This window comes from Methylocapsa sp. S129, assembly GCF_009765995.1.
Classification (GTDB): Bacteria; Pseudomonadota; Alphaproteobacteria; order Rhizobiales; family Beijerinckiaceae; genus Roseiarcus.
On the sequence record NZ_LMUI01000009.1, the window covers coordinates 15,389 to 37,550 of the forward strand.

21 protein-coding genes and 1 riboswitch are annotated in these 22,162 nt (G+C 63.2%); of the genes, 13 read left to right on the plus strand and 8 right to left on the minus strand.

From position 1 onward, the window contains the following. Window positions 1-255: 255 nt before the first annotated feature. Window positions 256-1,680, minus strand: coding sequence for a M23 family metallopeptidase (locus GSQ90_RS02295; RefSeq protein ID WP_158812919.1), 1,425 nt, complete (start codon window positions 1,678-1,680; stop codon window positions 256-258). Between the two features lie 117 nt (window positions 1,681-1,797). Continuing rightward, on the minus strand, window positions 1,798-2,268 hold the full coding sequence (locus GSQ90_RS02300; RefSeq protein ID WP_158812921.1) for a peroxiredoxin: 471 nt from the start codon (window positions 2,266-2,268) through the stop codon (window positions 1,798-1,800). A gap of 280 nt (window positions 2,269-2,548) precedes the next feature. On the opposite strand from GSQ90_RS02300, the gene GSQ90_RS02305 reads away from it, so the two are divergent. Continuing rightward, a complete protein-coding gene (locus GSQ90_RS02305; RefSeq protein WP_158812923.1) occupies window positions 2,549-6,013 on the plus strand; it encodes a DUF3971 domain-containing protein in 3,465 nt (1,154 codons plus the stop codon). Between the two features lie 64 nt (window positions 6,014-6,077). Here GSQ90_RS02305 and tyrS read toward each other — a convergent pair whose 3' ends face one another. Then, window positions 6,078-7,340: a tyrosine--tRNA ligase gene (gene tyrS / locus GSQ90_RS02310; protein WP_158812925.1), complete on the minus strand. Its 1,263-nt coding sequence runs from the start codon at window positions 7,338-7,340 to the stop codon at window positions 6,078-6,080. Window positions 7,341-7,524: 184 nt separating this feature from the next. Then, window positions 7,525-8,487, minus strand: coding sequence for a DMT family transporter (locus GSQ90_RS02315; RefSeq protein ID WP_158812927.1), 963 nt, complete (start codon window positions 8,485-8,487; stop codon window positions 7,525-7,527). Between the two features lie 326 nt (window positions 8,488-8,813). Between GSQ90_RS02315 and GSQ90_RS02320 the strand changes: the two genes are divergently transcribed. The 11 genes from GSQ90_RS02320 (at window position 8,814) to folD (ending at window position 17,059) form a co-directional block, all read left to right on the plus strand. After that, a complete protein-coding gene (locus tag GSQ90_RS02320) occupies window positions 8,814-9,311 on the plus strand; it encodes a GNAT family N-acetyltransferase (protein WP_158812929.1) in 498 nt (165 codons plus the stop codon). A 133-nt stretch (window positions 9,312-9,444) separates the two neighbouring features. Then, the gene (locus GSQ90_RS02325) at window positions 9,445-9,945 is read left to right on the plus strand and encodes a GNAT family N-acetyltransferase (protein WP_158812931.1); all 501 of its coding nucleotides are present in this window, start codon (window positions 9,445-9,447) and stop codon (window positions 9,943-9,945) included. Window positions 9,946-9,965: 20 nt separating this feature from the next. After that, window positions 9,966-10,688 (plus strand): AraC family transcriptional regulator, encoded by a 723-nt coding sequence (locus tag GSQ90_RS02330; protein WP_158812933.1) that lies wholly within the window; start codon window positions 9,966-9,968, stop codon window positions 10,686-10,688. Between the two features lie 77 nt (window positions 10,689-10,765). Beyond that, complete coding sequence (locus GSQ90_RS02335) at window positions 10,766-11,515, plus strand: sulfite exporter TauE/SafE family protein (RefSeq protein WP_246731383.1); 750 nt, start codon at window positions 10,766-10,768, stop codon at window positions 11,513-11,515. A gap of 18 nt (window positions 11,516-11,533) precedes the next feature. Beyond that, a complete protein-coding gene (locus GSQ90_RS02340) occupies window positions 11,534-11,881 on the plus strand; it encodes a gamma-glutamylcyclotransferase family protein (protein WP_158812937.1) in 348 nt (115 codons plus the stop codon). An 18-nt stretch (window positions 11,882-11,899) separates the two neighbouring features. Next, window positions 11,900-12,307 (plus strand): DUF2442 domain-containing protein, encoded by a 408-nt coding sequence (locus GSQ90_RS02345; protein ID WP_158812939.1) that lies wholly within the window; start codon window positions 11,900-11,902, stop codon window positions 12,305-12,307. A gap of 101 nt (window positions 12,308-12,408) precedes the next feature. Further along, entirely contained in the window at window positions 12,409-13,365 is a 957-nt protein-coding gene (gene pip / locus GSQ90_RS02350) for a prolyl aminopeptidase (RefSeq protein WP_174247435.1), read from the plus strand. A 36-nt stretch (window positions 13,366-13,401) separates the two neighbouring features. Beyond that, the gene (thiL, locus tag GSQ90_RS02355) at window positions 13,402-14,382 is read left to right on the plus strand and encodes a thiamine-phosphate kinase (protein ID WP_158812941.1); all 981 of its coding nucleotides are present in this window, start codon (window positions 13,402-13,404) and stop codon (window positions 14,380-14,382) included. Window positions 14,383-14,410: 28 nt separating this feature from the next. Then, window positions 14,411-15,220, plus strand: a complete 810-nt coding sequence (locus tag GSQ90_RS02360; RefSeq protein ID WP_246731384.1) for an inositol monophosphatase family protein — start codon at window positions 14,411-14,413, stop codon at window positions 15,218-15,220. Further along, complete coding sequence (locus tag GSQ90_RS02365; protein WP_158812945.1) at window positions 15,217-16,092, plus strand: aldose 1-epimerase family protein; 876 nt, start codon at window positions 15,217-15,219, stop codon at window positions 16,090-16,092. The genes GSQ90_RS02360 and GSQ90_RS02365 overlap by 4 nt, the downstream gene beginning before the upstream one ends. 10 nt (window positions 16,093-16,102) lie before the next feature. After that, entirely contained in the window at window positions 16,103-17,059 is a 957-nt protein-coding gene (gene folD, locus GSQ90_RS02370; RefSeq protein WP_158812947.1) for a bifunctional methylenetetrahydrofolate dehydrogenase/methenyltetrahydrofolate cyclohydrolase FolD, read from the plus strand. A 53-nt stretch (window positions 17,060-17,112) separates the two neighbouring features. Here folD and GSQ90_RS02375 read toward each other — a convergent pair whose 3' ends face one another. From GSQ90_RS02375 to GSQ90_RS02390, 4 genes are all read right to left on the minus strand, one after another. Further along, window positions 17,113-17,718: a histidine phosphatase family protein gene (locus GSQ90_RS02375; RefSeq protein ID WP_158812949.1), complete on the minus strand. Its 606-nt coding sequence runs from the start codon at window positions 17,716-17,718 to the stop codon at window positions 17,113-17,115. Window positions 17,719-17,723: 5 nt separating this feature from the next. Further along, entirely contained in the window at window positions 17,724-18,359 is a 636-nt protein-coding gene (locus tag GSQ90_RS02380) for a hypothetical protein (RefSeq protein ID WP_158812951.1), read from the minus strand. Window positions 18,360-18,415: 56 nt separating this feature from the next. Beyond that, entirely contained in the window at window positions 18,416-19,204 is a 789-nt protein-coding gene (locus GSQ90_RS02385; RefSeq protein WP_158812953.1) for a CbtA family protein, read from the minus strand. Window positions 19,205-19,310: 106 nt separating this feature from the next. Further along, window positions 19,311-19,520: a CbtB-domain containing protein gene (locus tag GSQ90_RS02390; protein ID WP_158812955.1), complete on the minus strand. Its 210-nt coding sequence runs from the start codon at window positions 19,518-19,520 to the stop codon at window positions 19,311-19,313. A gap of 33 nt (window positions 19,521-19,553) precedes the next feature. Continuing rightward, window positions 19,554-19,695, minus strand: a riboswitch (cobalamin riboswitch). Between the two features lie 242 nt (window positions 19,696-19,937). Here GSQ90_RS02390 and GSQ90_RS02395 point away from each other — a divergent pair. Continuing rightward, entirely contained in the window at window positions 19,938-22,064 is a 2,127-nt protein-coding gene (locus tag GSQ90_RS02395) for a sodium-translocating pyrophosphatase (RefSeq protein ID WP_158812956.1), read from the plus strand. The last annotated feature ends 98 nt before the right edge of the window (window positions 22,065-22,162 follow it).

Genomic DNA, 22,162 nt, shown 5'->3' on the forward strand with positions numbered 1-22,162 from the left:
ATGGACAAACCTTAAGACAAAATAGATAAGAGGTCTAATCTGTTTCCATGATAATCACCGCAACACTATGTTAGAGAAAATCGAGAATTACTTCGATAAAATCAATTTTCATAAATATGTAATTTCGGCTTTGAAGCTCTCCTGTCTGCTTCGACTTTCGCGCAAGCGTTGCCGCGCAAACCATTCCGGGAGGGAAAGGACAGGGCCGTCGAGGCACGCGGCCAATGCGGCGCGGCTTGCCTCGCCGCGACGGCCTCACTCGGCGGCGAGGAGTCCGACGCCGGCGCGCAGGAAGCGCGTGGGATCGACGGGTTCGCCGTCAACCCGCACTTCATAATGCAGATGCGGGCCGGTCGAGCGGCCTGTGGAGCCGAGGCGACCGAGCGTCGCGCCCGCTTCGACTTCCTGGCCTTCCTCGACCAGGACCTCGGACATGTGGCCATAGCGGGTCGCCAGGCCATTGCCATGGTCGATCTCGACCATATTGCCGTAGCCGCCCATGGGACCGGCGTGAACGACACGGCCAGCGCCGGTCGCTTTGACGGTCGAGCCATAGGCCTGCACCAGATCGACGCCGGGATGCAGGGCGGGGCGGCCCAGGAACGGATCCGGGCGATAGCCGAATGGCGAGGAAACCTCTGCTTCGCCGATCAGCGGACGGCGCACCGGCATGAAGGGAACGGCGCGGCGAAGGCGATCCTCCAGGAGCAGGCTGCGCTCGACGCCCGACACCGCCTGGTCGAAGGCGGGCGCGTCCCTGTCGACCTTGACGGGGATATAAGGCCCGCCGACGCCGCCCGCCGCCCGGGGCGGCGGGAGCCTATCGACGGCGATGCCGGCGTCTTCCATGACGCCGCTCAGACGCGATATCGTCTCCGTCGCCGACGATCCGATTTGGGTGAGCGCGGCGAGCTGCCGCTTTTCCATGCGGTCGAGCGAGTGAGAAATGAGGTTGAGGCGCGTCGGCGCCGCGACGTCGGGATTATTGGCGGCGTCGTTCAGGTCGGCAAACGCGGTTTGTTCGCGATCGTCCGCCGGGAGCGCGCTGGCGCGCTCGGGCCGCGGCTCTTCGAGTGGGCGAGGCTTGGCGGAGGCGGGCGGCGTCCGGTCGCCAGGCTCGACTGGCGCGAAGGCTTTCACCGAATCGAGGACGCTATCGGCGGCGGGCTGCGCGTGCGCGGCCCCAATCGCCATCAGCGCCGTCGTCGGCGCTTTTACATTGGCGGCGGCTTGCTTGAGGCGGGCGCGCTCGGCGAGCGAGGCGTTTGTCTCGGCTCCTAGGCCCGCTTGCCCCGCCATCGAGGCGACGATCGAGGTGCGCTGTTCGAGCTGGGCCTGCCGCGACAGCAGCTCGTGAACCTTGCCTTCGAATGAGTTCTGGTCGAGCAATTGCCGGCTGGTCACCCGATCGAGCTGGGCGCGCGCGTCGGCGAGGCGGTCTTCATAGGCATATTGCATTTCCGCCTCGCGCGCGACGATCGCGCCAAGCATGTCGTCATGAAAGGCGATAAAAAGAGATGCGCTCAGACTCCAGACCGCCAGGATCGGCGTGAGCGAAACAATGCACCAGAAAAGCGCGGGCCGCAGCGCGAAAGTGCGCATGCTTTCGCCGCGGGCCAGCGAGAAGAAATAGTGCGAGGTCGGTAGTTTTGGCCTTGGATACGCGTTTGGCGCCGCCATTGAACAGAACTCCGGCCCCTTCCGCAGGGGAAGTCGACGCCGGCGATTACACCTCATTAGGGTTAACCCTTCGCAAACGGACGGGGGACCACCCGCTCGGCGCGTGCGAGGGCTTGTTTACAGGGCGCGGGCCGCTTCCAGCACTTCCTCGGCGTGGCCGGCGACCCTGACCTTGCGCCAGACGCGCGCGATCTGGCCCTGCCGATCGATCAGCAGGGTGGTGCGTTCGACGCCCATATATTTTCGGCCGAACATGCTTTTCTCCCGCCAGACCCCATAGGCTTCAAGCATGGCTTTCGTCTCGTCCGAAGCAAGCGCCAGCTTGAGCCCATACTTGCGCTTGAACTTGTCATGGCTGGCGGTGGAATCGGGAGATATGCCGACGATCCGCGTCTCGGCGCGGTCAAATTGGGCGCGCAGGCCGTTGAAGGCGATCGCCTCGGCCGTGCAGCCCTCGGTGTCGTCCTTGGGGTAGAAATAAAGGACGACCTTGCTCCCCTTGAGGGCGCGCAGGCTGACGGGTTCGGCCGCGCCGATCGACAGACTGAAATCTGGGGCCCGATCGCCCGCTTGCGGCTGCGCCGTCATATCGCCCTCGTTTCACCCCAATTGAATGGGCAAGCCGTCAATCTTTCGGAAGGTCATAATTGACTGAAAAAGCCTTCCCGTCCAAGACCTCTGATGCCGATTATGCGATTCTGGTTTTCGTGTGGACGATCCGCGGCGGTTCGTCTCACGCCAGGGAACGGAGGAACGGAACGCTGTCGACACGCATTGAGTTGAACCCACAGCGATAAGGGACGTCACCGGATTGGTCCACCGCTTTGATGCCGCGACAAAGGCCAAAGCTCGGCTGGCGATGAAAGCCATGCTCGCCGAGTGCGATGGCCCTCGCCTGCGCTCCAGGTGGCGTGGCGTTTCCGCGCGCCGGTTAGGCTTCGCCCTGCTGAGTCTTTGCGGCGGCTTGCTCGTGCTCTCGCTCCTGGGTTTTGGCGTCCTTGCGCTACGCCTCGCCCACGGTCCGATCGGTCTCGATTCGCTGACGCCGCGAATCGCGAAAAGCCTCGAAGAGAAATTTGGCCATCGCTATTCCTTTGCGCTCGGCCCCACGGCGCTGGAGCGCGGCGAAAATGGCGTCACGATCGGCTTCCAGGGAGTCGCGATCAAGGATCGCGCGGGACGGACGCTCCTTGCGGCGCCCAAAGGCGATATCTCGCTCGATTTGCCGGCGCTCGCCACGCTCGATGTCAAGGCCAAGCGATTAGAGCTCGTCGGGCTGGATCTGCGGCTGACCGTGCAGCCTGATGGCTCCTTGTCTGTCGAGGGCGCCAAGGAGCCTGATGCGATCTCCATCGATCTGCCGGCGCCCAAGCCGCTGAAAGGCGCCGCGGCCGAAGACCCGAACAAGACCGCGGCGCCCGCTTTTGCGGCGCAACTCGGGCCTCTCGTCTGGAACCTGATCGAGGCGGTGACAAGCCAGGATCAGGCTCTCGACAGGCTTGGCGTCGCGCATGGCCGCCTCGAAGTCGAGGACGGCGCCACCCATCAAAAGGTGGTTTTCGAGGATCTCAATCTGGCTTTCGACAAATCGGCCGCGGTCGCCGGGCTTACAATGTCGGCGCTTGGTCCGGCCGGCCGCTGGTCGATTGCCGTAAAGGCGCAAGGCGTAGGCCTGCATGCGCTCAGCGTCGAAGTTCACGACATCAATCTCGCCGATCTGCTGTTGGCGACGGGGCGGAAGGTTCCGTTCGAAGCCACAATGCCGGTTTCGGCCAAACTCGACCTTGAACTGGCGGCCGACAAAAGCCTCGCGGCGATGCGCGGCCGTTTCGGCCTCGGCGCCGGTTATTTCAAGCTCGACGATCCCGATCATGAGCCGTTTCTGGTCGACGAGGTCACCGGCGGCTGGAGTTGGGACGCCTCCAGCCAGCGCTTTCTTATTGATAATGTGCAGCTCTTTGCCGATGAAACGCATGTGTTTTTTGATGGCTCGGTCTCGCCGCCGTCGGCGGACAATCCAGCATGGGCCGCCGATCTGAGTTCGAGCGATACCGTGCTGGCCGGCGAACGGCCGGGCGAGCAGGCGGTCCATCTGGATAAGGCCGTTTTTCAGGCGCGTTATCTTGTCAATGAAAAGCGTTTCACCGTCGATAATTTCGCGATCTCGGGACTCGGCGCCAACGGCACGCTGAAAAGCGAAGCCGTCATCACCCCCGCTGGGCCGACGCTGAAACTGAAACTCGATATGGCGAACACGTCCGCTGTCAATATCGCACGCCTCTGGCCAAGCTTCATTGCCGCGGATGTGCGCAACTGGTGCATCCAGAATCTGCGTGGCGGCGAACTCGTGGCCGCGTCCCTTTCGCTCGATTGGGATGCGCCGACCTTCGCGCTGGCGCTCAAGAAGCAGCCCGTTCCCGCTGACAGCGTTCACGGCGAGTTCTCCGCCAGGGATATCTCCGCGCAATTGCTTCCCGGCGTTCCCATCGTGTCGGGCCTCGAAGGCGGCGGCGTGTTGACGGGGCACGATTTCACGATGACCGGCAAGCGCGGCTTTATGGACGTATCGCCCGGGCGGCGCATCGTGGCGAGCGATATCGCATTCGCTGTTCCCGATACGTCGCCCAAGCCGCTCAATCCGGCGCGGGCCAGCGCCCATCTCCAGGGATCGGCCGATGCGCTCGCCGATCTCATTTCGCGCGACGCCCTGAAGCCCTTTGTCGGACTGCCGATCGATCCAGGGTCGGTCAAAGGGCAGTTTGACGGCGACCTTGTCCTCGATCTCAAACTCGGAAAGACCGCTCGTCCGGAAGATGCGGTCGTTCACGCCAATGCGACGCTGTCGAATTTCCAGGTCGACAAGTTTCTCGGCAACGAACATTTTGAACAGGGCGCGCTCAATGTCACCGAGGACGCCGGTGTGCTGAAAATTGTCGGCGACGGAAAATTATTCGGCGTCGCGGCGAATGTTGAGATCGACAAGGGGCCGACCGACGACGGCGCCGTGCAGTTGAGCTTCACGTTCGACGATGCGGCGCGCGCCAAGCGCGGGTTCAATCTTGGGCCGACCTTGACCGGCCCGATGGCGTTTCGGGTGAAAGCCCCATTGTCGCAGAAGGGCGCCGCCGACGTCGAAGTCGATCTTTCGCGCATGAATATCGACAATCCGGCGCCCGGCATCGTCAAATTGGCGGGCAAACCAGGCAAGGCGACATTCAGCGTCAAATCCGATCCCGATGGAACGACTGTCAGCAATCTCGTCATCGACATGGGCGCAACCTCTATCAAAGGGGGCGTGCAATTGTCGGGCGATGGGGCCTTCACATCGGCTAAATTGAGCCAGCTCCGTATTTCGAGCGGCGATGAATTGAAGGCCGACGTCAGTTCCGCCGACGGCGTCCTGAAAATCGCCGTCCGCGGTTCGGTCGTCGACAGCCGGCCGATCGTGAAGGCGATGCTGGAGCAGGGTCCGTCCGAAGCGGCGGCCAAGGACTTCGATGTCGATTTGAAGGTCAATAGCGCCACCGGCGCCAATAAGGTGTCGCTGAATCAACTGGAGATCGGCCTTTCGCGCCGGGGAGGCGAACTCAGTCAGGCGAGGGTCGATGCGCGGCTTGGTTCTGCGGGGTTGACTCTGCGGCGCGACGAAAGCGGCGTCCTGCGGCTGGAGACCGCAGACGCCGGCTCGCTGGTCCGCTTCTTCAATCTCTATTCGCATCTTGAGGGCGGCGCGCTCGATCTCGTGATGCGCAATGTCGGGGGACGTCAGGAGGGCGAAGCGGTCGTCAAGGACTTTGTGCTTCGCAATGAGCCGGCGCTGCGCCAGCTTGTCGCGGCCGGGCAGCAGCCTGCGCCAGGCGCCAATGGCGTGATCTCCAGCGGCCCGACCGCCAATGGCGCGACGCGGATCGATGCGGAAGCGGTTCCATTTCAAAAAATGACGGCGAAATTCGCGCGAAGCAGCGGGCGCATCGATTTGCGGGAGGCGGTCATCTACGACATCCAGATGGGCCTGACGACCGAGGGCTACATCGATTACGCGCGCGACCATATCGATCTGAACGGGACTTTCGTTCCAGCCTACCAGGTCAATAATCTCGTCACGCATATTCCTTTTGTCGGCCTGCTGCTCGGCGGAGGGACCAACGAGGGGTTGTTTGGCGTCAATTACCGCCTCGCGGGGCCCGGCAACGCGCCGGTCCTCACCATCAATCCTTTTTCGGCAATGACGCCAGGATTCCTGCGCAAGGTCTTTGGCGCGATCGATGGCACAACGCCGCCGCTGCCGCAGGGGGATATCCCGCAGGGGCAATCGCCGGCGGGCATCCGGTAAAGGCGGCTATGGCGACGGCGTTCTTTTCTGACGTGAACCGGCGCCGGCGCTTTTGAACGGCTGCTCAGTTCGGCCGCAGAAGCACGTGTTTCTTGCGACCGAACGAGAGCTTGACGACGCCCGCCGCGCCAAGCGCGTCGCGTCCGATGATCGCCCGCTCGTCGGCGACAACTTCGTCATTCACCCGGAGGCCGCCGCCGCGAATCTGTCGCCGCGCCTCGCCAGTCGAGGCGACAAGACCGGCGCGCACGAAGGCGGCGAGGACGCCGAGGCCGGCGTCAAATTCCGCGCCGGGCACGTCGACAGTCGGCAGGCTTTCGGCGAGCGCGCCCTCTTCAAAAGTGCGGCGGGCGGTTTCGGCGGCGCTCTGCGCGGCTTCCGCGCCGTGCAACAAGCCGGTCGCCTCGTTCGCCAGGATCTTCTTGGCTTCGTTGATCTCAGCCCCGCCAAGCGTTTCGAGCCGGCTGATTTCATCGAGCGGCAGCAGCGTGAACAGGCGCAGGAAGCGGCCGACGTCGCTATCTTCCGTGTTGCGCCAGAACTGCCAGTAATCGTAAGGCGACAGCAAAGCGGCGTCGAGCCAGATCGCGCCCGCCGCCGTCTTGCCCATTTTGGCGCCCGAGGCCGTGGTGATCAGCGGCGCGGTCAGGGCGAAGAGCTGCGCCGCGCCGAGCCGCCGCCCGAGTTCGACGCCCTGGATGATGTTGCCCCACTGGTCCGAGCCGCCCATCTGCGCGGTGCAGCCATAGCGTCGATGCAGCTCGACGAAATCATAGGCCTGCAGGCACATGTAATTGAATTCGAGGAAAGAGAGCTCCTGCTCCCGCGCCAGGCGCAACTTCACCGAATCCATCGCTAGCATGCGATTGACCGAGAGATGGCTGCCGATTTCGCGCAGGAATTCGATATAATTGAGCTTGGCGAGCCATTCGGCGTTATCCGGCATAATCGCGTCGGTCCCGCCTTCGCCAAAGGTCATGAAGCGCGAGAAAACTTTGCGAATCCCCGCCTTGTTGGCGTCGATCTGCGCGACCGTCAGCAGCTTGCGGGTCTGGTCCTTGCCGGAGGGGTCGCCGACCATGCTGGTGCCGCCGCCCATCAACGCGATCGGCTTGCCGCCGCCCTTCTGCAGCCAATGCAGCATCATGATCGACACCAGATTGCCGATATGCAGCGATGGGGCGGTGCAATCATAGCCGACATAAGCGATGAGAGAGCCCGACAGAGCCTTCTCATCCAAGGCCTCGAAATTCGAGCATTGGTGAATGAACCCGCGCTGCTGAAGCGTCGCGAGAAAATCGGATCGCGGATGGAAAGCGTCGGTCAAAACTGCGGTTCCTTGCCAGAATTGGCCCGAGGTTTAGGGACACGGGCCCGGATATGCAATAAGCGTCGCGAAGCGACGGCGGGGCGGTATGAATGGCGGTTGGCGACGCGCGCCGGCTTTCAAACGGGACGGCCGGCCGCCGCCACAAAATCCGGCCGCGAAAATGTCGCCTTGATCGGCAACTTCACGAGGCCTGCGGCGCCGCGACCGATCTATGCTGGCCGTAGAAGATTTGAATTGCGGTCACGACGCCTGCGATCAACGTGATCATGCCGGTTATCTCGGCTGGCGTTGGCCATCGACTATGCGCCGCCAGTCCAACTATCGCGCCGAAGACGGCTTCCAGCACGATCAATTGCGCCGAGAGGGCCACGGGCAGCCGCTGCGCGGCGATCGTCCAGGCCCACGCTCCGCCGACGGAAGCGAGGATCGCCAGCGAGGTTCCCCAGAGGTAGAGGGGAGCGGCGGTGGGCCACGCAAGGCCGAGGCGAGGAATCTCGAACACGTTCATTGCGAGGCCAATCGGTATGAAGACGAGCATTCCCAGACCGCCTCCGGCCATGATGAGCGCCGTCCAGACGCCAGCGTCCATATCCGGCCGTCTGGAGAGGGCGCTCTGGTTCAGCAGGCCGAACCACGTCCACAGCGCCACGGCCGCGATCGCGAGCGGAATGCCCGATGCAAGCGAGCGCGTCGTCGCCATGCTCTCTGGATCGAAGGCGCTGCCGTTGATGAGCAGCAGCCCGACCGTCGCCAGCGCGAGCGGCAATGCGAGACGCCGCCAGGAAACCGTTCGCTGGCGCAGATTGCCGGCGATTGCGAGCGCCACCGGCGCCAATCCCAGGAACGCCGGGGCGATCACCGGACCGGCGAAGATAGCGGCTCCGACGACGGTGAGGAAATAAACGACATAGCCGATCAATCCCAGCCAGAACGCCATCAACCAGTCACGAGGCCTCAGGAAGCGGACGATATCCATCTTGAATGCAAGAAAGCCGAGGCCCAGAAATCCCGAGATCAAGAACCGGAACAGGGCAAAATCGAAGATCGAATAGTCGCCGATCACGAAGGGCACGATGAAATTCAGGGACCATGCGAAAGCCGCGGACAGCGCCGCGACGATGCCGATCAGCATCGAATATTTCATGGAAAACCGATCGAGGCTCGCACGCGCCCTTTGGCCAACGGAATTACAACAGGGCTTTCCACTCGCGCGTTTTCGCCCAAGCTGGCAAGATTGGAGCCTCGATGAATGAAGTCGCGCCCCTGAAGCGTCGCCAGAAAATCGGATCGCCGGTGGAAGGGGGCGGTCAAAACGCGATTCCTTGGCCAGAATTGGCGCGAGGTTTAGGGGTAAGGGGCTGGATATGCAACAAACAGCCTGCCCTCGCAAAGGTCGGCCGCGAACGGGCCGCTTTGGTTGGGAATTCAGCAAAGCCCATGTGAATCGCCAATATCGTTAGGTTTGCAGCAATGTCTTTGACTGTTCGCGCGATGCGCCAAGAGGATAGCCGAGCCTTTCTGGAAGTTCATCACGCGGCCGTGCGCGGCGTCGCCGCAAAGGACTATTCATCAGCCGTGATAGAGGCCTGGGCGCCGCTGCCGCTTACTGACGCCGCCATAGAGGCGGTTCGATCAAACGCGGATGGCGAATATAGGCTGGTCGCGGAGATGGATGGCCAGATCGTCGGCGTTGGCGCTCTTGCCGTCAGGACCGCGGAGCTGCGCGCCTGTTATGTCGCGCCAGAGGCGACCCGCCAAGGCGTCGGTTCGGCGCTGGTGCGGGAAATCGAGCGGGCGGCGCGCGAGCGAGATCTGACGTTTCTCGAACTGGACTCATCTGTAACGGCCGAACCGTTCTATAGGGCGCACGGCTATGAAGTCCGCGGGCAGGGCGAGCATATCCTTGGCGCGGGACGATGCATGGCCTGCGTGAAGATGCGCAAGGATTTTGCGTTGCAGAAGAGCTGATTTTCAGACATTTCACAAATCAATCGCAGAAAGCGTGTGAAAGTCGGTGGTTTGGCGATTTGCGTCTCCTTCCTGGCGATCGATCAGCGGGCCCCAGCCGCACGCCAAACACACGCGTTTTGGAAGACAATCTATGATGATAAGGCAAGAACGAGAGGAAGACTTTGCCGCTATCGGCCGTATCGTGGCTGAGGCCTTCGAGCATCTCTCCTATAGCAATCAACGGGAACAATTTCTGGTCGACGCTTTGCGAAGCGCCGGCGCTCTTACCGTGGCTCTCGTCGCCGACGACGACGGCGAAATCGTCGGGCATATCGCTTTCTCGCCAGTCTGGATCGACGGCCGTTTTCAGGATTGGTATGGCTTGGGGCCCGTTGCCGTTCGTCCGGACCGGCAGGGAGCAGGGGTTGGGCAGGCGCTGGTTCGCGCGGGCCTTGCGCGCCTCGTCAATCTTCATGCGGGCGGCTGCATCGTGCTGGGCGCGCCCGCTTATTACAGCCGCTTCGGCTTCGCCGCGCATCCGCGACTGAGATTTGCAGGGGCGCCGCCCGAGCATTTCATGGCGCTGAAGTTTGGCAACGCTTTTCCCAGCGGAATCGTCACGTATCACAGCGCGTTTTCCCAAGTGACTTAGTCCGTTCGGCAGAGTTTCCAATGTCCATCGACAAGCAAAATGCATGGTCATATCGGCGGGGTCGGCCGGGTATCGCGCTTGAATATGCATTCTGGCGCGGCGCCGCCGCTCCTGATCTGGCGACGCATTTTCACGCCGACGCGCAATTGACGATCGTTCTGTCCGGACGCCGCGCCTTTGATGTGGGATCAGCGCGCGTCACGGTTCTAGCCGGACAATGCCTCTATATTCCTGCGAAATCACCGCACCGGAGTTTGCCGCTCTTTTGCGAGGGAACGCGATGCCTCAATATTTATGCGGCAATCGGGGGCGTCGGCCGGTCTCCTATCGTGATCGATGTTCCCGAATTGGCGGGCGAAGATGACAATGTCGATCGGGCGATGCTGCTGAGCATGATCGCGCCTCGATTGCAGGACGACGGGCGGCGAGGACAGCAGGAAAACGACGCGCCGCCTTGGCTTGGCATTCTTCCGGGCGGGTCTGAGGCGATCGGCGATATCGCTGCCCGCATCGGTTTGAGCCGGGAAGGGTTCAGCCGCAAGTTCGCTCGCGATGTCGGCATGGCGCCGCACGCCTGGTGCATCGTCAATCGGTTGAACGAGGCGCGCCGCCGCCTTCGGCAAGGCGATTCGATCGCGGGCCTCGCGGCGGAACTGGACTTTGCCGATCAAAGCCATTTCGGCCGCCAGTTCCGGCGGGTGTTCGGCATAACGCCGCGCGCCTATCGCGAGGGCATGCGATAGTCACAAACGTTCCAGATTCCAAGGCCTCCGAAGTTTAGCCTGTCCCTGTTCGGGGGCGGCTTCTTATGGATGGCATGATGGCGTTTTTGTTGTTTCTGGCGGGCGTCGCGGGCGGAATCGTCAATGCGGTCGCCGGCGGCGCAACCCTGATCACATTTCCGGCGATGCTGGCGGCCGGACTTCCGCCGATCGTCGCCAACGCCTCCAACGCCGTCGCGATCTCCCCCGGCCACCTGATCGCGGCGCTGGCGGACCGGGAAAAGCTGCCGCCCTTCGACCGCCTCCTCGCCCTGGCGCTCGCCACGGCGGTTGTCGGCGGAATCATCGGCGCTCTACTGCTGCTGGCGCTGCCGGATCGTCTTTTCGTTCTGCCGGTTCCCGCGCTCATCGGCTTTGCGACATTGCTGTTCGCCTTCGCGCCGCAAATCCAGGCATGGGCGGAACGCCGGCGCAATGGCGCGGCGCCCTCCGCGGCCGGTGGTCTGGCCGCGCTGGCGGCGGCCTCCGTCTATGGCGGATTTTTCGGCGCGGGGCTCGGCGTAATCCTCACCGCCGTGCTTTCGATCGCCGCGCCGAATGATATTCGCAAGGTGAAGGCGTTGAAAAATCTACTCGCCACCGGGGTCAGCCTCGCCGCGATCGGGATCTTCGTCTTTCAGGGCGTCGTGCAATGGCGGGAGACTGCGTTCATGCTGGCGGGCGCGCTGCTCGGCGGCTATGCCGGCGGCCATCTCGTCCGAACGCTTCCCGCGAAAATTGTGCGCGGATTTGTGATTGTCGCGGGCGCCGCCATGACGATCGTCTATGCTCAACGCTATTGGCTATGATTGCGAGGAACTACGGACATGGACGGCGAGCGGATCGTTTATTTGTTTTCTTACGGAACGCTGCAGCAGGAGAGCGTCCAGATCGCCTCGTTCGGCCGCCTGCTCAAGGGCGCCGATGACGCTCTCCTGGGCTACAAACAATCAATGATCGAAATTACCGACCCCGATGTCATCAGGAAAAGCGGCAAGAATTTCCATCCGATCGTCGTGGCGACCGATAATCCCCGCGATGAAGTGCCCGGCAAGGTTTTCGAGATTACGGAGGCCGAGCTTGCCGCCGCCGACGCCTATGAAGTTTCCGACTACAAGCGCGTCTCGGCGCCTTTGAAGTCGGGCGTCGACGCCTGGGTATATGTCAGGGCATAGGCCCAGTGGAGGGTATCCATGGTTGAACTAACGGACGCCCGGATTGATAAAACGATGGAGCGCGGCAGGATCGCGCGGGAAACTGAACCTCGGGCCGCTTCCGCTCGCTACGATAGGCAGCTTGGCCGCGTTATCGTCGATTTGACCAATGGCTGCACCTTCGCTTTCCCGCCGCGTCTGGCGCAGGGATTGGAATCGGCAACGGACGATCAACTCGCCGAAATCGAAATTCTCGGGGCCGGCTATGGCCTGCATTGGGAAGCGCTGAATGCCGATCTTTCGATTCCCGGCCTGCTCGCGGGCATCTTCGGCACCCGAACATACATGGCCCGACGCGCTGGGCAGGCGACGTCGCCGGCGAAAGTGGCCGCGGCGCGGGCCAATGGCTCCAAAGGCGGCCGCCCGCGTAAATCTGCGAACGGTTGAAACGAGCAATCCCGTCGCGGAACGGCGCCTGTTCAACTGGCTCGCAGCCGTCACTTTCGCTATAGATCATGCTTCGGTTCACTCAATTTGTCGGATGCTCGATGATCGCGCTGCGCACGCTATACCCGCCGATCGAACCCTATGAGACCGGCATGCTCGATGTCGGCGACGGACATTCGATTTATTACGAGCGGTCGGGCCGGCCGGGCGGCAAGCCCGCGGTCTTTTTGCATGGCGGCCCCGGCGGCGGGATATCGCCGGATCATCGCCGGCTGTTCGATCCCAACCTCTATGACGTGCTGCTGTTCGATCAGCGCGGCTGCGGGCGCTCGACGCCGCATGCCAACCTCGAGGCGAACACCACCTGGCATCTCGTCGCCGATATCGAGCGGTTGCGCGAACTTGTCAAAGTCGAGAAATGGCTGGTGTTCGGCGGCTCCTGGGGGTCGACGCTGGCGCTCGCCTATGCTGAAACGCATCCAAGCCGCGTCAGCGAACTCGTCCTGCGCGGAATCTACACCCTGACGAAAGCCGAGCTCGCCTGGTACTATCAATTCGGCGTGTCGGAGATGTTTCCCGATAAGTGGGAGCGTTTCCAGGCGCCGATCCCCGAGGCCGAACGTGGCGACATGATGGGCGCCTATCGCAAACGCCTGACCAGCGACGATCCCGCCATCCAGATCGAAGCGGCCAAGGCCTGGAGCGTCTGGGAAGGCGAAACGATCACGCTGCTTCCAAACCCCGAATTTTCAGCCGAGCACGGCGACGAACATTTCGCGCTCGCCTTCGCCCGGATCGAGAACCATTATTTCGTCCATGATGGCTGGCTGGAAGAAGGCCAGCTCCTGCGCGACGCGGGAAAGCTTCACGGCATTCCCGGAGCGATCGTCCACGGGCGTTACGACATGCCCTGTCCCGCACGCTACGCCTATGCTTTGCATAAGGCCTGGCCTGATGCCGACTTCCATCTGATTGAAGGCGCCGGCCACGCTTATTCGGAGCCGGGGATTCTCGACCAATTGATGCGGGCGACCGACCGTTTCGCGGGTAAGCGCTGAGTCCGCCGTGAAAGCGGTTTATAGACAAGAGGCACAATGGCGAACCGGCCGAGCGAAGACGATCTGATCGCCCGTTTCTTCGCGCCCATTGCAGGGCCCGAAGGCCTCGGCCTGCGCGACGATGCGGCTTTGCTGACGCCGCCCGCCGGATCGGATCTCGTCCTCACCAAGGATGCGCTTGTCGCCGGCGTGCATTTCTTCGCCGATGACCCGCCCGCCGCGATCGCCTGCAAGGCGTTGCGCGTCAATCTTTCCGATCTTGCGGCCAAAGGCGCCGAGCCCGTCGGTTTCCTGCTCGCGCTCGCGTTGCCAGGCGATTGGACCGCTGATTGGCTTGGCGCCTTCGCGCGAGGGCTTGGCGAGGATGCGGCGACCTATCGCTGTCCTTTGTTCGGCGGCGATACGGTCAAGACGCCGGGGCCGCTGATGGTGTCGATCACGGCGCTTGGCCGGGTGATAAGCGGGCGCATGGTCGCGCGCGCCGGGGTCAAGCCCGGCGATGTCCTCTATGTCAGCGGCACGATCGGCGACGCGGCGCTTGGCCTCAAGCTGCGGCTCGGCGGCGGGCCGCCGCTGGGCGCCGTGCATCGCGATTTCCTGCTCGATCGCTATCTGCTTCCTCAGCCGCGCCAGAAACTGGCGCCGGTGCTGGGCGAATTCGCGCATGGTGGTATGGACGTTTCGGACGGATTTGTCGGCGATCTCACGAAAATGCTTGGAGTCAGTGGCGTCTCGGCCGAGGTCGAGCTTGTAAAATTGCCGCTGTCCGCCGCCGCTCATGCCGCAATCGCGCTTGATCCTGCTTTATTTGAGATTGCGGCGACTGGCGGCGACGATTATGAAATCCTCGCGTCGGTGGCGCCGCAAAAGGCCGCCGCCTTCGAAGCGGGGGCGGCCAAGGCCGGCGTCGCGGTCACGCGGATCGGGCGGGCGCTCGCAGGCGCCGGGCCGCCGCGGTTTTTGGGCCGCGACGGCGTCGCTGTCGCGTTCGAGCGTGGCGCCTTCAGCCATTTCTAGCAGCCGCTCGCCGGCCATGGAGAAAAGTTTGACCGACAACGCGTCCGCGCTGCAAAACCGTTTCCTCGTCGCCTGCGCGGTCGCCCGCGAAGCCGGCGCTCTGGCGCGGCGCCGCTTCCTCGACCGCGGCTCCTTCACGATCGGCTTCAAGGGACCGCAGGATTTCATCACCGAGGTCGATGGCGAAGTCGAGCGGCTGATTCAATCGCGCGTCACCGAAATATTTCCCGACGATGGATTCATCGGCGAAGAGGGCGACGGCCTCGTGGGCAAGCCGGGCGCGCCGGTCTGGGTCGTCGACCCTATCGACGGCACATCGAATTTCGCGCGCGGCACGCCCCATTGGTGCGTATCGATCGCCTGCGTCCTCGGCCGCGCGGTGGAGGTCGGCGTGATCTACGATCCGATGCTCGACGAGCTTTTTTGCGCGCGACGCAATGCTGGGGCATGGCTCAATGGCGCGCCGATCCGCGCGGCGGCGACGACGGAGCTCGGCAAAGCGACGATCGAAGTGGGTTGGAACATGCGCTACGGCCTGGAGAAGTTCCTCGCTTTGCTCGCGCGCACCGCATCGACCGGCTCTGGCGTGATTCGCGCCGGGTCGGGCGCGCTCGGCCTCGCCTATGTCGCCGCCGGGCGGCGCGACGGCTATGTCGAGAACCACATCAATTCCTGGGATTGCCTTGCCGGTAATCTTCTCGTCGCCGAGGCGGGCGGCTATGTCAGCGATTTTCTGGCGGGCGAGGGATTGCGCAAAGGCAATCCGTTGGTCGCCTGCGCGGCGGGCGTCAAAACCGCGCTGATCAAAGCGGCAGCTATCGAGGGGCTCGCGCTTTGACAACAGCCAATGTCGTAACCCTCTCGCATGGCGAGGCCAGCGCCGAAATCGCTCTGGCCGGCGCCGAGGCGCGCGCCTGGCGCGTCAATGGGCGCGATCTTCTCTGGCCGGGCGATCCTGCGACCTGGAGCCAGATCAGCCCGATCCTGTTTCCGGTCGTCGGCTGGACGCGGGATGGCGCGCGGGTCGATGGGCGCCAATATGCTTTGGGGCTGCATGGCTTTGCCGCCGCGCAGACTTTCGCATTGGAGGCGCAGTCCGCGAATGCCGCGCGCCTGACGCTGAGCGACAATGCGGAAACGCGCGCGGTCTATCCCTTCGCCTTTCGTCTGACGGTCGATTATCGGCTTGGCGAAAGCGCGCTGGAAATCGCCATCGAGGTCGAAAACAAAGACCAGGTGGCCATGCCCTACGCCTGCGGGCTTCATCCGGGCTTTCGCTGGCCTTTCGCCGACGGGCCGCATGAGGGTTGCGAAATCCAATTCGAGAAGCCGGAGCGGCCCGAAGTCCCTGTCCTTGTACCGGGCGGCTTGATTTCGGCGCGCACGAGGCCCATTCCCATCGATGGATCGGCGCTGAAGCTCAACGACGAACTCTTCGCGCACGATGCACTATGTTTCATCAATCCCGCCAGCCGATGGCTGCGCTTTGTCGAGCCAGGCGGCGCGGCGATCGAACTGGCGCTCGGCGGTTTCCCGCATTTTGCGCTATGGATGCGCCCTGGCGGGCCCTTCCTCTGCCTGGAAGCCTGGACCGGCTACAGCGATCCCGAAGGCTTTGCCAGCGAACTTCAGGAAAAGCCGGGGATGCGTAGCCTCGCCAGCGGCGAGATCGCCAGGCATAGCGCGACCTATTCGTTCATCCCGGCTTGAAGGAACGCTCATGAATCCTGTTTCGGCGCCCAGCCTGACCGCATTGCCCAAAGCGGCGCTCGTTATCGATGGCAAGGCGGCGTCGAAAGGCATCATCGTCCGCGTCGCCGAGGAAGCGCGCGCGCTGATCGCCAGCGGCGTCAAGCCGGGTCTGGCGGTGGTGCTGGTCGGCGAGGATCCGGCAAGTCAGGTCTATGTGGGCGCCAAGGGCAGGGCGGCCGTCGATTGCGGCTTTTATTCCGTGCAGCACGATCTCTCCCGCGACACATCCGAGGCCGAACTTCTCGCGCTTGTCCATCGCCTCAACGCCGATCCGGCTGTGCATGGCATTCTCGTGCAATTGCCGCTGCCCAAGGCGATCAATTCGGCGCGAATTCTTGAAGCGATCGCGCCGCATAAGGACGTCGACGGGTTTCATCCCATCAATGTCGGGCTGGCGTCGATCGGCGAGATGAAGCGGGCGCTTCTTCCCTGCACGCCGTCCGGTGCGATGATCCTGATCGAACAGGCCTGCGCGGCGCTTGGGCAAACGCTTTCGGGCAAGGAGGCGGTCATTATCGGACGCTCCAACATCGTGGGCAAGCCGATGGCGCAATTGCTGCTCGCGCAAAACTGCACGGTGACCATAGCCCATTCGCGCACGCGCGATCTGCCAAGCGTTGCGCGGCGCGCCGATATTCTGGTCGCGGCGGTTGGCCAGCCCGAACTGGTGCGCGGCGACTGGATCGCTGAGGGCGCGATCGTCATCGACGTCGGCGTCAATCGCATCGCGGCGGAGGGACTGAACGCGGCGGGCAAGCCCAAAACCCGTCTTGTCGGCGATGTCGCCTATGCCGAAGCCTCCGCGCGCGCCGGCGCCATTACGCCTGTGCCGGGCGGCGTAGGGCCGATGACGATTGCGATGCTGATGGCCAATACGCTGATCGCGGCATGCCGCGCGAACGGACGGGCTGAACCAAAGTTTTGATCTATCCGGCAATCGCGAAAGCGCAAGAGATTCTTCGCGATCCCCGGACGATGTCAGGCCTCGATGTCATCAGCGTCGGGGCCTTGCTGCTCCTCCGTCCGGCCGATCGATGCGAGGTTCCAGCGACCATTGGCGCCGCTGAGCCTTGTGAGAGACAGAGGCGCGACGTCGATGCGCCAGAACGATCGCGGCGGCGCTTCGATCGCATGGACAATGGCGGCCCGGATCACTGAGGCATGCGTGATCGCGACGATGCGCCCCGGCGCATTCTGCGCATCGAGCCAGGCCGCGACCCGCTCGATCAGGCTGAGCGTTGATTCTCCTCCATGCGGCGCCGACGCGGGATCGCGCAGCCATTCCGCGATAGCGTCGGGTTCTTGCGCCGCCACTTCGTCGAAAGCGCGGCCCGCCCATCGTCCGTAATCGCAATCGCGCAGCATCGGTTCGACGGACGCCACTAGCCCCAGGCCTTGCGCGGTTTGGCGGGCGCGCAGCGCCGGGCTCGTCCAAGTGCGATCCGCGTGGCCCAGGCGAAAGGGCAGGGCGGCCAGCTTTCGTCGCCCTTGCGAGTCGATCGGCTCGTCGGCCGAAAACGCTGAGGTTCGCACGGCCGAGGTCGCGGCGTGGCAAAGCAGTCGCAAATGCGTCGGCGCTGGCATCCGGCTCAACCGGGCCAGAGTTTGCGTCGGACGCCCAACCACGCACAGCCGAGCATCGCCATCGCCAGACCCGCGAATGTCATCAGGCTCGGGGGATGGGAGGGAATGTCGCGCCAGTGCGGACTGATCACTTCGGCTATATTGAACGGCTCGTCGCTATAGCGGCACAGGACCAGCGATGCGCCATTGCTTAGCATTTCGAGCTCGATCTTGGCGACGAGGGCGCGGACGGCGGTGCGGTCGCCCGTCATGTCCTGCAGATGCACGAGCAGCGCCCGCGTCGCCGCGAGATAAGCATGGCTGCATTCGTTAAACGGACTGTTCTCGTCGTCGAGGCTGCCGGGCGCGAGTCCCCACATGCAGGCGAAATACTGGAGATTGACGAAGGACTCCAACCGCCGCATGACCGGATCGGTCGGCGTCTGCTGCGCGGCAAGGTCGAGGATCGCCGCCCGATTGTCCGCGATGACGGCCATCTGGCCGTGCGAAAGGCTGGGAATGGAAATCCCGTCGGTCGGCGCAGCCTGCGCCGACCCCTCATGATGGGCCCAGGCCGGCGCCGTCGGCGAGACAAACAGCAGGGCGCGCGCGACCAACAGGAGAGCGCCGAGGCGATAACGCCATTCGTTCCCGCCGCGCATCCCGATGCACCGCTCCTTGCTGTCTCGCCGCGTTTTTCAACGGGCGAGCGTCCGGCCTAAAACCCTGCCGCCTTCAGCCGCAAACCGCTCCGGCTTGTCTCGGCGCGTTCGGTCCATGCGCCGAACGCCAGCCCGATCGTCGCCCACATGATGATCTGCGCGCCCATCGACGCCGTTCTGAACTGCCACAGCACGACGGCCGGGAACCCCTCGGGCACTTCATTGACGGTCGGCAGCGCGAGAGCCACGATCACGACAACGACGAGATAGGCGGCGCCGGCGATCAGCGCCGCGTTCCAATCGCCATAGCGCGCAACAAGCCGGTTGCGCAGCATCCATGCGGCGATCATCGCGGCGAGCGAAATCGCGATCATCGCGAAATAGAGGCCGGTGCGCATGCTGATCGTATCGGGGTCGCCGACCGAAGGCGGATTGGCCGGATATTTCAGGTTGGGCGCGATATAGACCGCGACAATGCCCGAAATCGCCAGCAAGGCGGCCGTCGTCCTTGGACCGAAGTCGCCCATCCGGCGATAGGTCAAAGCGAACGCCAGGGCGAACAGGCCGCCGAACGCGGTATTGTAGACCGTGACGCCGGTGAACAGGCCGATACCCGCCTGCACCGGCCGGCTCACCAGTTCGGGCTCGGGATCTTCCTTCGGCATCGACATGCCTTTGGCCATCGCCTCATCCGCTTTGGCCTTGTCTTTTGCCTCGTCCATCTGGGTTTCAAAGGCTATGGCGCGGTCGACCGCCGGTTCGCCGACGGTTTTCAAAAACGCAAAGCTGAGAATTCCCGCGACGATGCCAATCAGCATCCCGCGGATGAGCAGGGTTCCAACCATGGGTGTATTCCTTTAAAGGCGCGGAGTTCGGGCTAGTCGCCTGGCGAACTGAGCCGCGAACCGCACGTGTTTCCGTCGAGACCGGATCGGCGTCAGCCGATCGCCTTTAATGGCAGGGGAAGCCGAGAAGGTGGCGCCCGTCATGCACGAACTCATGCACATACATGCCTTTGATCAGCGAGGTCGCCCCTTCTTCGGCGCCGACGAAATAGATGGCCAGCATAAGAATGAGACCAGCAAAAACGACCCAGGGAAGCGCTTCGCGAATCGGAATCGCGATCGGCTCGGCGGTCGGTGCGAATGTAGCGCTCGTCATCATAAAACTCCTGGGATTTCGCGTCCCGTTTGAGATGTGCCTGATCACGAGGGGGTCTGACTCTCAAACCCGACGCCGAAGCGCGTGGGCCGATTACAGTGGCGCGACCGTGCCGGAATTTCACCGGCTTCCTTAACCTCGTAACGATGCAGAGCCGAACATAGCGATCGATGTCCGGCATTGTCAATCCGTTCGGCCGGTTCGAAATGGCGGCGTCCGCGCCGCTGAAATCCGTTTAAGCCGTCCTGTTTCGAGCAGGATTGGCGGCCATTCGTCGCAATTTATGACAATTTCGCCGCCGCGCGTTGCGGGAGCCCGATGTTTCTGGCAAGAGGGCGCCGGAATGTTGGCGGAAGACGCCTAATCGCTGATCCAGCGTTAAAGCGCGCCGATCGGGCTCAAGGGGACGGAACTGAAATGATTATCGGGCTCATTTTGCTGAGTGGCGTGCTGTCGCTGGTCTATGGAGGCGTGACGGTCAGCCAATTGATGGCGTCGGACGCTGGCTCGCAAAAAATGCAGGAAATTTCGGGCGCGGTGGCTGAGGGCGCCCAAGCCTATCTCAAGCGCCAATATACGACGATCGCCGGGGTTGGCGTGGTCGTTTTCGTCGGCCTCGGCCTGCTTCTGTCTTGGGATGTGGCGATCGGCTTCCTGATCGGCGCGGTTCTCTCCGGCGCCGCCGGCTTCATCGGCATGAACGTTTCGGTGCGCGCCAATGTGCGCACGGCGCAAGCGGCGACCAAGTCGCTGGCGGGCGGTCTCGATATAGCGTTCAAGGCGGGCGCTATCACCGGTATGCTGGTCGCCGGTCTCGCGCTGCTCGGCGTCACCGGTTATTTCTGGGCGCTGACGGGTCCGATGGGCTATGCGCCATCGGATCGCGTCGTCATCGATTCCCTTGTCGCGCTTGGCTTTGGCGCTTCGCTGATCTCCATCTTCGCGCGTCTTGGCGGCGGCATCTTCACCAAGGGCGCCGACGTCGGCGCCGATCTGGTGGGCAAGGTCGAAGCCGGCATTCCCGAGGATGACCCGCGCAACCCCGCCACCATCGCCGACAATGTCGGCGACAATGTCGGCGACTGCGCCGGCATGGCGGCCGACCTGTTCGAGACCTATGCCGTGACGGTCGTCGCGACGATGGTGCTCGCCTCGATCTTCTTTGCGGGAACGGCGGCGCTTCTGCCCTCGATGATGTATCCGCTGGCGATCTGCGGCGCCTGCATCGTCACCTCGATCATCGGCGCCTATTTCGTCAAGCTCGGCGCCAACAATTCGATTATGGGCGCCCTTTACAAAGGCCTGACCGTCACAGGCCTGCTGTCCATCGCCGGTCTGGCGCTGGCGACGCAATATATCGGCTGGGGCGAGATCGGCGTTGTCGCCGGCAAGTCGATCACCGGCGTGAACCTCTTCATTTGCGGATTGGTCGGCTTGATCATCACCGGACTGATCGTCGTCATCACCGAATATTATACCGGCACGGGCAAGCGCCCCGTCGTTTCGATCGCACAGGCTTCGGTGACCGGCCATGGCACCAACGTCATCCAGGGCCTGGCGGTTTCGCTTGAATCGACAGCGCTGCCGGCGATCGTGATCGTCGCCGGCATCATTGCGACCTACCAGCTTGGCGGCCTCTACGGCACCGCGATCGCGGTGACGACCATGCTTGGCCTCGCCGGCATGATCGTCGCGCTCGACGCTTTCGGCCCGGTCACCGATAACGCCGGCGGCATCGCGGAAATGGCGGGCCTGCCCAAGGAGGTGCGTCAGTCGACCGATGCGCTCGACGCGGTGGGCAATACGACCAAGGCGATCACCAAGGGTTATGCGATCGGTTCGGCGGGCCTCGGCGCGCTGGTGTTGTTCGCCGCCTATACCAACGACATCAAGCATTTCGTCGACACCGGCGTCCCGTATTTCAAGGATGTCGGCGTCATCGATTTCGCCCTCTCCAACCCCTATGTCGTCGCCGGCCTGATCTTCGGCGGCATGATCCCGTATCTGTTCGGCGGCATCGCCATGACGGCGGTTGGCCGCGCCGCGGGTTCGGTTGTCGAGGAAGTGCGCCGTCAGTTCCGCGAGAAGCCCGGCATCATGCAGGGCACGGACCGGCCCGACTATGCGCGCGCCGTCGACTTGCTGACCAAGGCGGCGATCCGCGAAATGATCATCCCGTCGCTGCTGCCGGTGCTGGCGCCGTTCGTCGTTTATTTCGGCGTGCTGCTGATCTCCGGCTCAAAAGCTTCGGCTTTCGCCGCGCTCGGCGCCTCGCTGCTTGGCGTCATCGTCAACGGCTTGTTCGTCGCGATTTCGATGACGTCGGGCGGCGGCGCCTGGGACAACGCCAAGAAGAGCTTTGAGGACGGCTTCGTCGACAAGGACGGCGTCAAGCATCTCAAGGGTTCGGACGCCCACAAGGCTTCCGTGACCGGCGACACCGTCGGCGACCCCTACAAGGACACCGCCGGCCCCGCCGTGAATCCGGCGATCAAGATCACCAATATCGTCGCACTGCTGCTGCTGGCGATTCTGGCGCATTGATTTTGGAAGACGCTCCTTCTCCCGATTCTCGCTACGGCATTCACACGAGTGATTCCCATTAGGGTCGATGTGTGATTCAAGCGCCTTTTGTTGCGGGG